Raw genomic sequence first — 13755 nt, 5'->3', positions numbered from 1 at the left:
CGGATTTTCATCAGGGCTCGGGAGCGGATGTATCGCTCCATGAAGCCGGATATACGGCAGCAGTCGTACCCAAGTTCGAAAAAGCACGTCGGTCGCTGGCAAAACGGGAGGAGTCCATATACGTATAACCGTTCGCGGTTATACGCCGCCGTTCCGAGCGCCGTGGCCGAATCCGTGCATTTCGATCGGCGGATAACGCTTCGCGTTATTCCTACGCAATGTCTTACCCCTTCGCCGCGCTGACCCCTTCCAGGGTGGCGAAGGAGGTGTCCTTGGCCGTCAGCAGGAAGTCGCGCATGAAGGGGGCGTCCAGCATGTCCGCGCGGATGGCCGCGTACAGCGTGCAGTACAGGCCCTTCTCGCCCAGGCGCCGGGCGGTGACGTAGCCGCGCGAGCTGTATTCGTGCAGCGCCCAGTTGGGCAGGCTGCACACGCCGCGGCCGGAGGCCACCAGCTGCATCATCATCACCGTCAGTTCCGAGGTGCGCACCTGGGCCGGCTCGACGTCGGCCGGTTCGAGGAAGCGGGTGAAGATGTCCAGGCGGTCGCGCTCGATGGGGTAGGTGATCAGCGTCTGGTTGGCCAGGTCTTCCGGCACTATGCAGGGCTTGCTGGCCAGCGGGTGCTGGTTGTCCACCGCCAGCAGCGCCTCGTAGGTGAACAGCGGCACGTAGGTGATGCCGGCGATGTCCACCGGGTCGGAGGTCACCACCAGGTCGAGGTCGCCGCGGGCCAGGGCCGGCAGCGGGGCGAAGGAGAAGCCCGAAGCCAGGTCCAGCTCCACTTCCGGCCAGGCGTCGCGGAACTGGTCGATGGTCGGCATCAGCCACTGGAAGCAGCTGTGGCACTCGATGGCCATGTGCAGGCGCCCGGCGGTGCCGCCGGCCAGGCGCGCCAGGTCGCGCTCGGCGGTGCGCATCTGCGGCAGCAGGGCGTCGGCCAGCTGCAGCAGGCGCAGGCCGGCGCTGGTGAAGCGCACCGGCTTGGTCTTGCGGATGAACAGCGACAGGCCCAGGCGGTCCTCCAGTTCCTTGAACTGGTGTGACAGGGCGGACTGGGTCAGGTGCAGGCGTTCGGCGGCTTCCACCAGGCTGTCGGCTTCACGCAGGGCGTGAAGGGTTTTCAGATGACGAATCTCGAGCATGGCGCCGCACCCAACATGAGGAAAACTTGATTTCAACGCGAGTGGGTTGAGTCTGTCTCATACGCGGCCCGCTGTCGACCTGTCCGTACCCCACCCGGCCTACCAGCTCAGGTAGAACATGCCCTTGGCCAGCAGCACTATGCCCAGGACGTGGGCGAAGACGCTGTAGTGGATGGCCCGCGAGCGCCGTCCGGTCATGCCGCCGCTGTGCATCAGGTACATCGCGCAGAGGAAGTGGCAGAGCACGCTGGCGGCCAGCAGCAGCTTCAGGCTCAGCAGGGTGGCGAAGGGCGAGTCCAGCGGATGGGCCAGCAGCGGCAGGTAGCGCAGCTTGAGCATGCCCAGGCCGCTGCCGAACAGCGTCAGGATCACCCAGGGCATCACCCGCCGCAGGCGCTGGCCGAGGGCGCGCTCCACCGTGCGCAGGGCATCCCCCGGCACGTGGCGGCGCACCCGCTCGAGGATCAGCACCTCGAAGAACACGGTGCCGACGAAGGCGATGGCGGCCAGCAGGTGCAGGACCAGCAGGATCGGATAGCTCATGGGCACCCCTCGGGTGGACGGCGGCGGCCTTCGCACCATGCCGGGCCGGCCGCGCCCGCGCCATGACGCCGGTCAGCCCGGTGGCGACCGCTCGGCGCCTTTCATCAAAGTGTCACGGTTGTGTGGCAGAGCGCTCCACGGAAATTCATCAGAATCGGGTTCCACTGGGGTTCTGCATTCCGGATTTTCACATGCGTGCGTTTCTGCTGGCGCTGGCCCTCTCGTGCCTGGCGCCTCTCACTGCCTTTGCCGGCGATCGTTGCGATCCACGGGTACCCACCGACACCCTGGACCTGGGCGACGTGCGCCTGGCCTACCAGGGCATAGGCTCGCCGAAGGACCCGACCCTGCTGCTGATCATGGGCCTGGGCGGCCAGCTCATCCACTGGCCCGACGAGGTGGTGCAAGCCCTCTGCCAGCAGGGCTTCCGCGTCATCCGCTACGACAACCGCGACGTCGGCCTGAGCGCCTGGCGCGTGCCCGCGCCCGGCGCCAACCTCACCTACGAGGTGATCCGCTACCGCCTTGGCCTGCCGGTCAGCGCGCCCTACAGCCTCACCGACATGGCCTGGGACGCCCTGCGCCTGCTGGACGCGCTGCACATCGAGCAGGCCCACGTGCTGGGCGCGAGCATGGGCGGGATGATCGCCCAGCACGTCGCGGACCTTGCGCCGCAGCGGGTGCTCAGCCTGACCCTGGTGATGACCAGCTCCGGCGCCGAGGGCCTGCCGGCGCCCAGCGACAGCCTGCTGAAACTGCTGGCCCGGCGCGAGGCGGGCAGCCGCGAGCAGGCCATCGAGCAGCAGGCCGACCTGCTGGCCGCGCTCGGCAGCCCGGAGGTGAAGGACGACCACCAGCAACTGCTGCACCAGGCGGCGCAGTCCTACGACCGGGCCTTCAACCCCGAGGGCGTGCAGCGGCAGATGCTGGCGATCCTCGCCGAGCCCAGCCGCGTCGACCTGCTCAACCGCCTGGACGTGCCCACCCTGGTGATCCATGGCACCGCCGACCCGCTGCTGCCGGTGATGCACGGCGTGCACGTGGCGGCGCACATCCGCGGCGCCGAGCTGAAGCTCATCCCGGGCATGGCCCATCGTTTCCAGGAGGCCTTCAAGGCGCCGCTGCTGGCGGCGGTGCTGCCTTACCTGCGGGCGCACCAGACGGCGGGGCACGTGGCGCAGCTGTAGGGGCGGGGGGCTTTCGTAGGGCGCATAACGCCTACGGCGTTATCCGCCGAATCGCGGACAGAGTCCGCTCCTACGGTTCCAGGAAGCACGGTCGTAGGAGCATCTGTCTTCTGGGTTCCCTCGTTCGCGGGAGTGACTGGATCGAAATTCGCGTCTCCCATGTCGCCCCATTGTAGGAGCGGGCCCTGCCCGCGAATCGCGCGCAGGGCGCGCTCCTACAGGTGGGACAGCAGTGGCGGCGTAGGACTCCGTCCGCGATTGGCTTCACCGGCCACGCCGGACGTCCCGGAGGCACTGTTGACGGCGGATAACCGCGACCGGTCATTCGCCCCCGCCTCAAACCGCCTTCGGCAAAGGCGCGAACAGCGCGTCGATATCGGCATCATCCAACTGCCAATCCGTTCCGGCGCCTTCGAGGATGCCGGCGGCCAGCGCGGCCTTTTCCCGTTGCAGCAGCTGGATCTTCTCTTCCACCGTGCCGCGGGCGATCAGTTTGTAGACGAACACCGGCTTGTCCTGGCCGATGCGGTAGGCGCGGTCGCTGGCCTGGTTCTCGGCGGCCGGGTTCCACCAGGGGTCGTAGTGGATCACCGTGTCCGCCGCGGTCAGGTTCAGGCCCACGCCGCCGGCTTTCAGGCTGATCAGGAACAGCGGCACGCGGCCCTGCTGGAAGTCCTCCACCGGCTGGCGGCGGTCGCGGCTGTCGCCGGTCAGCAGGGCGTAGTCGATGCCGCGCTGCTGCAGGGCCTCGCCGACCAGCGCGAGCATCGAGGTGAACTGCGAGAACAGCAACACGCGGCGGCCTTCGGCGAGCAGTTCCTCGAGCATGTCCAGCAGGTATTCCAGCTTGCCCGAGGTCACCGCCTTGGCGCGGCCGGTGGCCGGCGGGGCGTCCTTCTGCACCAGGCGGATGTCGCAGCACACCTGGCGCAGCTTGAGCAGCGCCTCGAGGATGATGATGCGGCTGCGCGCCAGGCCGCGGCGGGCGATCTCGTCGCGGACCTTGCGGTCCAGGGCCAGGCGCACCGTCTCGTAGAGGTCGCGCTGGGCCTCGCTGAGTTCGATGTGCTGGATGAACTCGCTCTTGGGCGGCAGCTCCGAGGCCACCTGTTCCTTGGTGCGGCGCAGCAGGAAGGGGCGGATGCGCGCGGCCAGGTGGGCCAGGCGCGCCTGGTCGCCGTGGCGCTCGATGGGCGTGCGGTAGTGCTGGGTGAACTGCTTGGCGTCGCCCAGCCAGCCGGGCAGCAGGAAGTGGAACAGCGACCAGAGCTCGCCCAGGTGGTTCTCCAGCGGCGTGCCGGTCAGGCACAGGCGGTGCCGCGCGTTCAGCTGGCGCGCGGCCTGGGCCGCCTTGGTGCCGGCGTTCTTGATGTTCTGCGCCTCGTCGAGGATCAGCAGGTGGTAGGCGTGCTTGCCGAGCTTCTCCGCATCGCGGGGGAGCAGGGCGTAGGTGGTGAGGATGAGGTCGTGTTCCTCGATCTTCGCGAAGTCGCGGCGCCGGCCGGCGCCGTGCAGGGCCAGCACGCGCAGGCTGGGGGTGAAGCGCTCGGCCTCGTCCAGCCAGTTGGGGATCAGGCTGGTGGGCATCACCACCAGGGCCGGCGCGGTGAGGCGCCCGGCCTGTTTTTCCAGCAGCACGTGGGCCAGGGATTGCAGCGTCTTGCCCAGGCCCATGTCGTCGGCCAGGATGCCGCTGGCGCCCACCGCGCGCAGCGTCTGCATCCAGCTCAGGCCCTCGTGCTGGTAGGCCCGCAGCTCGGCGCGCAGGCCGGTGGGCAGCGGCGCCGGCTGGGCGCGGTAGTCGCGCAGGCGCAGGGCGATCTCGCGCAGCTCGTCGCCGCCCTGCCAGCGCAGCGGCAGCTCTTCCAGCTCGGAGAGCCGCGCGGCGTCCGGCGCGCCCATGCGCAGGCGGCGCACCGGCGCCTGGTCGCCCAGGTAGAACTCGGACAGGGTGCCCAGCAGCGGCTTCAGCTTGCCGAAGGGCAGGGCCACCCGCAGCGGCCGCTCCGAGGCAGTCTGCCAGCTGTGCACCGGGTTGCGCCCGGCGTCCAGGCGCAGCACCAGTTGCTCGTCGTCGGCGTGGCGGGCCAGGGAGACCGGGTCGAGCAGCGCCGGCATGCGCCGGATCAGCTCGATCAGCGCCGGCAGCAGGCTGATGCGCCGGCCGTCGATCTCGATGCCCAGCTCCAGGTCGAACCACTGGCGGTCGTCGGTCTCCTCGATCTCGGCGTACCAGTTCTCGATGGGCGTCAGGTCGAAGACGAACTCCGGGCGCACGTCCACGTCCCAGCCGCGCTCGCGCAGTTGCGGCAGGCCCTCGCGCATGAACTGCTGCCAGGTGGCGTCGTCGGGCAGCTCGAACATCTCCCCGGCGCTTTCCTCCAGGGCGTCGCTGCGCCGCATCGCCGGCTTGAAGCCGAACTGGCGCAACTGCTGGCGCAACTGCTGCTCGCGCTCGGGCTGGCGGCTGAGGCGGACGATGCGGTCGTCGCGGAACACCCGCAGCTCGCTGCCGGTGCGCGGGTTGATCGGCCCCGAGACGGGCATGCCGGCATACAGGAAGGCCAGCGCGGCGCGGTGCCGGGCGATGTTCTGCATGCGTCCGCTGCGCAGGTCGAAGCCGCTGTGCACGTGGCTGCCCAGGGTCAGGCGCGGGCGCGGCGCCAGCTCGTCGGGCGCCGCCGGCGGCTCGGCGGGTGGGGTCATCGGAGGTTCCTTCCGGCAAGCCCGGGGAAATACACAAACGCCCGATGATACCGCTATTTCCCGAGGTGCGCTGCCACCGGCGGCTCAGCGGGCGAAGCGCCGTGCCCCCGCCACGCAGGCCACCACCACCAGGGTCGAGGCGGCCATCAGCGGGCTGACCTGCTCGTGCAGCAGCAGGCCGGCCAGGGCCAGGCCGAAGAAGGGTTGCAGCAGCTGCAGCTGGCCCACCGCGGCGATGCCGCCGCGGGCCAGGCCGTGGTACCAGAAAAAGAAACCGATGAGCATGCTGAACAGCGACACGTAGCCCAGGCTCAGCCAGGCCGGCAGGCTGGCCGCGGCGAGGTCGGCCGGCCAGGTCCAGAGGGTCAGCGGCAGCATCAGCGGCAACGACAGCACCAGCACCCAGCAGATCACCTGCCAACTGCCCAGGTGCCGCGACAGCCGCGCGCCCTCGGCGTAGCCTAGGCCGCAGGCGAGGATGGCCGCGAGCATCAGCAGGTCGCCCGGCAGGCTGCCGGCGCCGCCCTGGCTCAGGGCGTAGCCGGCCACCGCCGCGCTGCCGGCCAGCGAGAACGCCCAGAACGCCGGGCGCGGCCGCTCGCCGGCGCGCAGCACGGCGAAGCTGGCGGTGGCCAGCGGCAACAGGCCGACGAAGACGATGGCGTGGGCCGAGCTGACGTGGCGCAGGGCCAGGGCGGTGAGCAGCGGGAAGCCGACCACCACGCCCAGGGCCACCACCAGCAGCGCCGGGAGGTCCTGGCGCGCCGGCCGGCGCTGGCGCAGCACGAGCAGGATGGCCGCGGCCAGCAACCCGGCGATGCTGGCCCGGGCCAGGGTCAGGAAGGTCGGCTCGAAGCTGCCCACCGCCACCCGCGTGGCCGGCAGCGAGCCGCTGAAGATGAGCACGCCGAGGAAACCGCTGAACCAACCGCCGAGAGATGCATTCATCGAGCATTCGCCAATCGAGAGGGGATGGGACGATGGTGGCGCCGGGGCGGGCGGTCGGCCAGTGACAGATCAGTACAATTCGAACAAACTGTCCTGGATTTCTATCGGTACAGTCGAGGTGGCCATGGCCGTGACGCGGGTGGACGGGGTGATGCGCCAGGTGCGCGAACGCCTGGCGGCGCGCAGCCTGGTGCCGGGCGAGCGGCTGCCGTCGATCCGCGCCCTGGCGCAGAGCCTGGAAGTGTCCAAGAGCACCGTGGTGGAGGCCTACGAGCGCCTCGCCGCCGAGGGCCTGATCGCCGCGCGGCGCGGTTCCGGCTTCTATGTCTGTGGCCGGCTGCCGCCGCTGTCGCTGGCCGAGATCGGCCCGGCGCTGGACCGCAGCATCGACCCGCTGTGGATCTCCCGGCAGTCGCTGGAGGCCGCCGAGGATGCGCTCAAGCCCGGCTGCGGCTGGCTGCCGCCGTCCTGGCTGCCGGAGGACGAGCTGCGCCGCGCCCTGCGCCAGCTGGCCCGCGAGCCGCAGTCGAGCCTGCTGGAGTACGGCCGTCCCTACGGCCATGCCGGCCTGCGCGAGCAGCTGGCGCGGCGCCTGGGCGACTATGGCCTGCAGGTCGGCGCGCAGCAGATAGTGCTCACCGACGGGGGTACCCACGCCATCGACCTGGTCTGCCGCTTCCTGCTGGAGCCCGGCGACGAGGTGCTGGTGGACGACCCCGGCTACTTCAACTTCCAGGCGCTGCTGCGCGCCCACCGCGCGGTGGCCATCGGCGTGCCCTACACACCGCATGGTCCGGACATCGAGGCCCTCGGCGCAATCCTGCAGCGCCACCGGCCGCGCCTGTACATCACCAACTCGGCGTTCCACAACCCCACCGGCGCGCAGCTCTCGCCGCTGGTGGCGCACCGCCTGCTGAAGCTGGCCGAGGCCCATGACCTGCTGATAGTCGAGGACGACATCTTCGCCGACTTCGAGCACGAGCAGGCGCCGCGGCTGTCCGCCTTCGACGGCCTGCAGCGGGTGATCCAGGTCGGCAGCTTCTCCAAGACGCTGTCCGCCTCGGTGCGCTGCGGCTACATCGCGGCGCGCCCGCAGTGGTGCGAGCAACTGGTGGACCTGAAGCTGGCCACCTCTTTCGGCAACAGCCCGTTCAACGCCGAGCTGCTCCACGAACTGCTGCGCAAGGGCGGCTACCGTCGGCACATGGAAAACCTGCGCGCGCGCCTGGCCGAGGCCATGGGCGACACCCTGGCGCGCCTGCGCGGCCTGGGCCTGCAGCCCTGGCTGGAGCCGCGCGGCGGGGTGTTCGTCTGGGCGCAACTGCCGGCCGGGCTGGACGCCGCGGCGGTGTCCCGCGCGGCGCTGGAGCAGGGCATGGTGCTGGCGCCGGGCAACGTCTTCAGCCTGGGCCAGAACGCGCCGGACTTCCTGCGTTTCAACGTCGCCCAGTGCCAGTCGCCGCGGGTCTTCCAGCTGCTCGAACGGGCCATGGAGCAGGCCCGGCGCGGAGGCGGGCCAAGGTCGAACGGCGGATAACGCCTGTGGCGTCATGCGCCCCACGCCGGCCCCACCCGTTTCACGGCCTGGAATAACGGATGGTGTGTAAGGCCTACACAGTTATTCACATCTGTTCTTGCGTATCTCTTTCAAATGCGAACGCATTTCATATAAATTTCCGCTTTTGCCTACCCCTGTTCGGGGTGAACTTCTGTCAGCAGGTGAGCACAGTCATGCACCCGTCCGGATTCCCGCCGTTCCAGCCCCAGGTGCGCCCATGAGCAGCAAGGGCCGCTTCGGCGCACAGCTCAGCGCGCGCATCCTGGCAGCGCTCTTCGGCGGCTATGCCCTGGCCTACACCAGCACCGCCTTCCTCAGCGTCTACCTGCCGCTGGCCCGCGCCGACCGCGTGGCCTTCGCCAGCCTGGGCTGCTTCATGGTCTGGGTGGTGGCCATCCTCTACGTGTTCGCCGCCCGCAGCACCTGGCGCGCCTGCCTGGTGCCGCTGGCGCTGAGCGCGGTGCTGGCGCTGGCGGCGTTCCTGCCCCACGACTTCGGAGTGCGCCCATGAGCCTGCGCCAGTCGATGTCCGGCCTGCATACCTGGAGCGGCCTGCTGGTCAGCTGGCTGCTGTTCGTGGTGGTCTTTTCCGGCAGCCTGTCGTGCTTCGAGCCGGAGCTGACGCGCTGGATGCTGCCGCAGCTGCACCAGGCGCCGCAGCCGGCGGTGAGCGTGGACCAGGTCCATGCCGCCCTCGTCGAGCGCGCGCCCAAGGCCCATGCCTACTGGATGCTGCCGCCGACCGAGCGCGGGCCCTACTGGACCGCCGGCTGGGTGCCCAGCGACCTCAGCGCCTTCCGCTCCTTCCTGATCGACGCCCAGACCGGCGAGGAACTGCCGAAGACCGTCGGCGGCGGTTTCTTCTTCGAGCTGCACTACGGCCTGCACGCAGGCACCCCGGGCATCTACATCGTCGGCATCGCCGGGATGTTCATGCTGGTGGCGCTGGTCAGCGGGGTGATCGTCCACCGGCGCATCTTCAAGGACTTCTTCACCCTGCGGCCGAAGGCGGCGCGCCAGCGCAGCTGGCTCGACGCGCACAACGTGCTGGGGGTGATCGGCCTGCCGTTCCACGTGCTGCTGGCCTACACCGGCCTGGTGATCTTCATCACCCTGTACATGCAGGCGGGCATCAAGGTCGCCTACAAGAACGACTTCGAGCGCTTCGAGCACGAGGTGCAGCGCGCCTTCGACCGCGAGGAGCTGGGCCGCCCGGCCAAGCCGCCGAAGCCGCTCTCGCGCATGGTCGAGCGTGCCCGCGAGCAGTGGGGCGACGACAGCCGGGTGGGCTGGATCAACCTGGAGCACCCCAACGACGCCTCGTCCATGGTGCAGGTCCGCAAGGCGATAGGCTGGGGCATGGTCAACGACCAGCGCACCGTTTCCTTCGATGCCGCCACCGGCGCGCTGCTGCACGTGCAGCCGCCCTACGGCGGCGGCTACAAGACCTACGCCTGGCTCACCGGGCTGCACATGGCGCAGTTCGGCGGCACCCTGGTGCGCATCCTCTACCTGCTGCTGGGCCTGGTCGGCTGCGGGATGATCTTCGGCGGCCTGCAGGTCTGGGTGGCCAAGCGCGAGGCCCGCGGCAGCGCCGGCCTGGGCCTGGTGCGCACGCTCAACGCCGCGGTCTGCGGCGGCCTGCCGCTGGCCTGCCTGGGGCTGCTGGCGGCCTCGCGCCTGCTGCCGGCGGAACTGTCCCAGCGCGACCGCTGGGAAATCACCAGCTTCGTGGTGACCTGGCTGCTGGCGCTGCTGCATGCGGCCTGGCGCCAGGGCAGCGGCCGCACCGCCCGCGAGCAGGCACTGGTGGCCGCCGTGCTGGCCCTCGGCCTGCCGCTGCTGGGGCTGTTCGGCCCCGAGCCGGGCCGCCTGACCAGCAGCCTGGCACGCGGCGACTGGCTGCTCGCCGGCGTCGACCTGGCCCTGCTGCTCAGCGGCGCGCTGTGCGCCGCCCTGGCCTGGCGCCTGGGCCGCCCGCGGGCGCCCGAAGCCAGGGCGCGCCGCCGTGAGCGCGTGGAAGGGGAGTACGCCTGATGCTGCTGGTCTTCGGTCTCAACCTGCTGGCGATGACCGCCGCCTGCCTGGGCCTCGCCCGCCACCACCGCGAGCTGTTCGGCCGCGCGCCCAGCGAGGGCCGCGTGCGCCTGCTGCGCGGCGTGGCGCTGGTGGATGGCGGCCTGGCATTGGCCTATTGCATCCACCTGCTGGGCATCGAGCTGGGCCTGGTCTACTGGGCCTGCCTGCTGATGCTCGCCACCACCACCCTGGTGGCCCTGCTGGCCTGGCTGCCGCGCCTGGCGCTGCCGGCGGCGGCGGGGGTGCCGCTGGTGGGTGGGGTGTTGGCGGTATTGGGGTGATTGCTGGGGATGCTCTTGTAGGAGCGAGCTTGCTCGCGAATGGAGTATTCCCGGTTGCTCTGGTGTTGGGGTTAAGAGCGCCCTCTCCCTAACCCTCTCCCTTCAGGGAGAGGGTTAGGGAGAGGGGACGGAGTTCATCCAAACACCAATGACGCCAGGATAAGCCCCCTTCGCGAGCAAGAACTAGGCGTCCCCCTCGCTCCTACGAAAAGCCCCGTCGCTCAGCTGTTGAACGCCACGCGATACTCCCCCGGCGTAGCCCCCAGCGCCGCGCGGAAGCGGTTGCCGAAGTGGCTGGCGCTGGAGAAGCCGCAGGCCAGGGCCACCTCGCTCAGCGCCAGGCTGCCCTGGCGCAGCAGTTCGCAGGCGCGGGCCAGGCGCCGGGCCAGCACGTACTGGTGCGGCGGCATGCCGAAGCTTTCGCGGAACATGCGCGCGAAGTGGTATTCCGAAAGGGCCGCCAGCGCCGCCAGCTCGCCCAGGCTGAGCGGTTCGGCCAGGTTCTGCTCGATGTACTCGCACAGCCGCCGGCGCAGGGCCGGGGCCAGGCCGCCCTTCAGGCGCAGGCCGTCGCGGCGGCCGACCTGGGTGAGCAGGGCGTGGTCGATGATGGCCTGGGCCAGGCTGCTGGTGTGCAGGCGCTCGCCCGGTTCCCGCCAGTCCAGGCGCACCAGTTGGCGGAAGCGCGCGGCCTGCTGCGGGTCGTCGAGGAAGGTGTTTTCGCGCAGCTGCAGCTCGCGCGGCTCGCGGTCGAACAACTGCACGCAGCCCAGGGCGAAGCGTTCCGGGCTGAAGTACAGGTGCGCCAGGCGGATGTCGCCGTTGACGATCCACGAGGCTTCCTCGCCGGCCGGCATGATGCACAGCTTGTCCGGCGCGCCCTTGGCGCCGGGGGCGCCGCGGCGGAAGGTGCCGGTGCCGCCGTCCAGGTAGCAGGACAACGTGTGGTGGTCCGGCGAGACGTAGTCGCGGGCGTCGTGGCGGTTGCTCCACATGGCCGCGGACAGGCCGTCGCCCAGCTCGGCGCAACGCTCCAGGCGGGCGTTGGGCGAACTGTTCATGGACTGGAAGACCTGCAGCTGTTCGATGGCGGACATGGGGCGACTCCTCTAGGCCATCACTCTACCCGCGCCCGCGCGCGTTGCCAGCCCGGTTGTCGCAATAAGCGCAAGAATCTGCAAGCGGCGCCCCTGCCCGCGGGCGGACACTGGCCTCCCATGACCGGAGGCCAGCCATGAACCTGTCGCTCTACCTGCTCACGGTGCTCATCTGGGGCACCACCTGGATCGCCATCAAGCTGCAGGTGGGGGCGGTGGCCATCCCGCTGTCCATCGCCTACCGCTTCGCCCTGGCGGCCCTGGTGCTGTTCGCCATCCTGCTGCTCGGTCGTCGCCTGCAACCGCTGGGCCGGCGTGGCCAGGCGCTGTGCCTGGCCCAGGGCCTGTGCCTGTTCTGCGTGAACTTCCTGTGCTTCTACACCGCCAGCCAGTGGATCCCCAGCGGGCTGATCGCCGTGGTGTTCTCCACCGCCACCCTGTGGAACGCGCTGAACGCGCGGCTCTTCTTCGGCCAGCGCATCGCCCCCAACGTCGCTGGCGGCGGCGCCCTGGGCCTGCTCGGCCTGGCCCTGCTGTTCTGGCCGGAGCTGACCGGCCACGCCGCCAGCCGCGAGACCTTCTACGGCCTGGGCCTGGCCCTGCTGGGCACCCTGTGCTTCTCCGCCGGCAACCTGCTCTCCAGCCTGCAGCAGAAGGCCGGGCTGCGCCCGCTGAGCACCAACGCCTGGGGCATGCTCTACGGCGCGCTGATCCTGCTGGCGATCTGCCTGGTGCAGGGCGTGCCCTTCACCTTCGACGGCAGCGCGCGCTACGTCGGTTCGCTGCTGTACCTGGCGATCCCCGGCTCGGTGATCGGCTTCACCGCCTACCTGACCCTGGTCGGGCGCATGGGGCCGGAACGCGCGGCCTATTGCACCGTGCTGTTCCCGGTGGTGGCGCTGAACGTCTCGGCGTTCATGGAGGGCTACCAGTGGAGCGCGCCGGCCCTGGCCGGGCTGGCGCTGGTGATGGCCGGCAACGTGCTGGTGTTCCGCAAGCCGAAGCCGGAGCCGGCGACACGGTTGGCAAGGACGTAGGGCGTATAACGCTCCGCGTTATACGCCGCTTAGCCGTGGCATCAGACCGTGCCGTGGTATTGCCGAAATTGGCCCCAGCCAGCGCCAAGGTCAGCCACGAAGTTGCCGATGGAGTGGGGTGTATCGGCGTATGACCGCGAACGGTCATACGCCCTACGCTCGGATCAGCCCTTCCACACCTGCGGGTTGACCAGGTTCTTCGGCCGTTCGCCGCGCAGCGCCGCCTCGAAGTTGGCCAGGGCGCATTCGGCCATGGCGCGGCGCGTCTCGTGGGTGGCCGAGCCGATGTGCGGCAGGGTCACCGCGTTGGGCAGGGCATACAGCGGCGATTCGGCCAGGGGTTCCTTCTCGTACACGTCCAGGCCGGCGGCGAGGATGCGTTTTTCCTGCAGCGCCTCGACCAGCGCCGCCTCGTCGACCACCTGGCCGCGGGCGATGTTGACCAGGATGGCGCTGGGCTTCATCAGCTCCAGCTCGCGCTTGCCGATCAGCTTGCGGGTGGCGTCGGACAGCGGCACCACCACGCAGACGAAGTCGGCCTCGCCGAGCAGTTCGTCGAAGCCGCAGTAGCGCGCGCCCAGCTGCTGCTCCAGCTCCGGCTTGCGGTTGTTGCCGTGGTAGAGCACGTCCATGTCGAAGCCGAAACGGCCGCGGCGGGCGATGGCAGCGCCGATGCGGCCCAGGCCGAGGATGCCGAGCTTCTTGCCGTGCACGTCGACGCCGAACAGCGGCGCGTCCACGGTGCGCTTCCAGTGGCCGGCCTTGGTCCAGGCGTCCAGCTCGGCGGTGCGCCGGGCGGCGGCCATGATCAGGGCGAAGCCGAGGTCGGCGGTGGTCTCGGTGAGCACGTCCGGGGTGTTGGTCAGGGCGATGCCGCGCTGGTTCAGGTAGGCCAGGTCGTAGTTGTCGTAGCCCACCGAGACGCTGGAGATGACTTCCAGCTGCCCGGCCTGGGCCAGTTGCTTCTCGCCCAGCGGGCGGCCGACGCCGATCATGCCGTGGGCCTGGGGCAGGGCGGCGGCGAACTGGGCGTCGACCTCGCCCTGCTTGGGATCGAGCACGCTGACGTTGAATTGGCCGCGCAGGCGTTCGAGGTGCTCGGGCGCCAGGCGGCTGAAGACGAAGACGTTCTTTTTCATGTTCGGGAAGGCAACGACTGACAGACGGGAGCGCAA

Annotated in this window: 12 protein-coding genes; 6 read left to right on the top strand and 6 right to left on the bottom strand. The window is 70.0% G+C overall.

Annotation, left to right across the window (positions count from 1 at the left end):
- Positions 1 to 223: 223 nt before the first annotated feature.
- Complete coding sequence (metR, locus tag CHC02_RS13990; protein ID WP_089392056.1) at positions 224 to 1144, bottom strand: transcriptional regulator MetR; 921 nt, start codon at positions 1142 to 1144, stop codon at positions 224 to 226.
- A 99-nt stretch (positions 1145 to 1243) separates the two neighbouring features.
- Positions 1244 to 1687, bottom strand: coding sequence for a CopD family copper resistance protein (locus tag CHC02_RS13985; protein ID WP_089392055.1), 444 nt, complete (start codon positions 1685 to 1687; stop codon positions 1244 to 1246).
- A gap of 191 nt (positions 1688 to 1878) precedes the next feature.
- On the opposite strand from CHC02_RS13985, the gene CHC02_RS13980 reads away from it, so the two are divergent.
- Complete coding sequence (locus CHC02_RS13980) at positions 1879 to 2874, top strand: alpha/beta fold hydrolase (protein WP_089392054.1); 996 nt, start codon at positions 1879 to 1881, stop codon at positions 2872 to 2874.
- Positions 2875 to 3210: 336 nt separating this feature from the next.
- Here CHC02_RS13980 and CHC02_RS13975 read toward each other — a convergent pair whose 3' ends face one another.
- Both CHC02_RS13975 and CHC02_RS13970 read right to left on the bottom strand, forming a co-directional pair.
- A complete protein-coding gene (locus tag CHC02_RS13975; RefSeq protein WP_482211649.1) occupies positions 3211 to 5580 on the bottom strand; it encodes a DEAD/DEAH box helicase in 2370 nt (789 codons plus the stop codon).
- Positions 5581 to 5664: 84 nt separating this feature from the next.
- Positions 5665 to 6528 carry a DMT family transporter gene (locus tag CHC02_RS13970; RefSeq protein ID WP_089392053.1) on the bottom strand — a complete coding sequence of 288 codons (864 nt, stop codon included), beginning with the start codon at positions 6526 to 6528 and terminating at the stop codon, positions 5665 to 5667.
- A gap of 124 nt (positions 6529 to 6652) precedes the next feature.
- Between CHC02_RS13970 and CHC02_RS13965 the strand changes: the two genes are divergently transcribed.
- From CHC02_RS13965 to CHC02_RS13950, 4 genes are all read left to right on the top strand, one after another.
- Entirely contained in the window at positions 6653 to 8065 is a 1413-nt protein-coding gene (locus CHC02_RS13965) for an aminotransferase-like domain-containing protein (RefSeq protein WP_089392052.1), read from the top strand.
- A gap of 238 nt (positions 8066 to 8303) precedes the next feature.
- Positions 8304 to 8597: a DUF3649 domain-containing protein gene (locus CHC02_RS13960; RefSeq protein WP_089392051.1), complete on the top strand. Its 294-nt coding sequence runs from the start codon at positions 8304 to 8306 to the stop codon at positions 8595 to 8597.
- Entirely contained in the window at positions 8594 to 10123 is a 1530-nt protein-coding gene (locus CHC02_RS13955; protein WP_089392050.1) for a PepSY-associated TM helix domain-containing protein, read from the top strand. The genes CHC02_RS13960 and CHC02_RS13955 overlap by 4 nt, the downstream gene beginning before the upstream one ends.
- A complete protein-coding gene (locus CHC02_RS13950; RefSeq protein WP_089392049.1) occupies positions 10123 to 10446 on the top strand; it encodes a DUF3325 domain-containing protein in 324 nt (107 codons plus the stop codon). Before CHC02_RS13955 ends, CHC02_RS13950 begins: the two co-directional genes overlap by 1 nt.
- Positions 10447 to 10667: 221 nt before the next feature.
- Here the strand turns inward: CHC02_RS13950 and CHC02_RS13945 are convergent, their stop codons facing one another.
- A complete protein-coding gene (locus CHC02_RS13945) occupies positions 10668 to 11543 on the bottom strand; it encodes a helix-turn-helix domain-containing protein (protein WP_089392048.1) in 876 nt (291 codons plus the stop codon).
- Positions 11544 to 11680: 137 nt separating this feature from the next.
- Here CHC02_RS13945 and CHC02_RS13940 point away from each other — a divergent pair, with 137 nt between their 5' ends.
- The gene (locus CHC02_RS13940; protein ID WP_089392047.1) at positions 11681 to 12580 is read left to right on the top strand and encodes a DMT family transporter; all 900 of its coding nucleotides are present in this window, start codon (positions 11681 to 11683) and stop codon (positions 12578 to 12580) included.
- A gap of 164 nt (positions 12581 to 12744) precedes the next feature.
- Here CHC02_RS13940 and CHC02_RS13935 read toward each other — a convergent pair whose 3' ends face one another.
- The gene (locus CHC02_RS13935) at positions 12745 to 13719 is read right to left on the bottom strand and encodes a 2-hydroxyacid dehydrogenase (protein WP_089392046.1); all 975 of its coding nucleotides are present in this window, start codon (positions 13717 to 13719) and stop codon (positions 12745 to 12747) included.
- Between the last annotated feature and the right edge of the window lie 36 nt (positions 13720 to 13755).

Source organism: Pseudomonas delhiensis, assembly GCF_900187975.1.
Classification (GTDB): Bacteria; Pseudomonadota; Gammaproteobacteria; order Pseudomonadales; family Pseudomonadaceae; genus Pseudomonas; species Pseudomonas delhiensis.
This window is presented reverse-complemented; position numbering and strand designations above follow the sequence as displayed.

Coding starts and splice junctions, on each gene's coding strand:
- metR (WP_089392056.1), bottom strand. CDS start 1,144: ATGCTCGAGATTCGTCATCTGAAAACCCTTCACGCCCTGCGTGAAGCC.
- CHC02_RS13985 (WP_089392055.1), bottom strand. CDS start 1,687: ATGAGCTATCCGATCCTGCTGGTCCTGCACCTGCTGGCCGCCATCGCC.
- CHC02_RS13980 (WP_089392054.1), top strand. CDS start 1,879: ATGCGTGCGTTTCTGCTGGCGCTGGCCCTCTCGTGCCTGGCGCCTCTC.
- CHC02_RS13975 (WP_482211649.1), bottom strand. CDS start 5,580: ATGACCCCACCCGCCGAGCCGCCGGCGGCGCCCGACGAGCTGGCGCCG.
- CHC02_RS13970 (WP_089392053.1), bottom strand. CDS start 6,528: ATGAATGCATCTCTCGGCGGTTGGTTCAGCGGTTTCCTCGGCGTGCTC.
- CHC02_RS13965 (WP_089392052.1), top strand. CDS start 6,653: ATGGCCGTGACGCGGGTGGACGGGGTGATGCGCCAGGTGCGCGAACGC.
- CHC02_RS13960 (WP_089392051.1), top strand. CDS start 8,304: ATGAGCAGCAAGGGCCGCTTCGGCGCACAGCTCAGCGCGCGCATCCTG.
- CHC02_RS13955 (WP_089392050.1), top strand. CDS start 8,594: ATGAGCCTGCGCCAGTCGATGTCCGGCCTGCATACCTGGAGCGGCCTG.
- CHC02_RS13950 (WP_089392049.1), top strand. CDS start 10,123: ATGCTGCTGGTCTTCGGTCTCAACCTGCTGGCGATGACCGCCGCCTGC.
- CHC02_RS13945 (WP_089392048.1), bottom strand. CDS start 11,543: ATGTCCGCCATCGAACAGCTGCAGGTCTTCCAGTCCATGAACAGTTCG.
- CHC02_RS13940 (WP_089392047.1), top strand. CDS start 11,681: ATGAACCTGTCGCTCTACCTGCTCACGGTGCTCATCTGGGGCACCACC.
- CHC02_RS13935 (WP_089392046.1), bottom strand. CDS start 13,719: ATGAAAAAGAACGTCTTCGTCTTCAGCCGCCTGGCGCCCGAGCACCTC.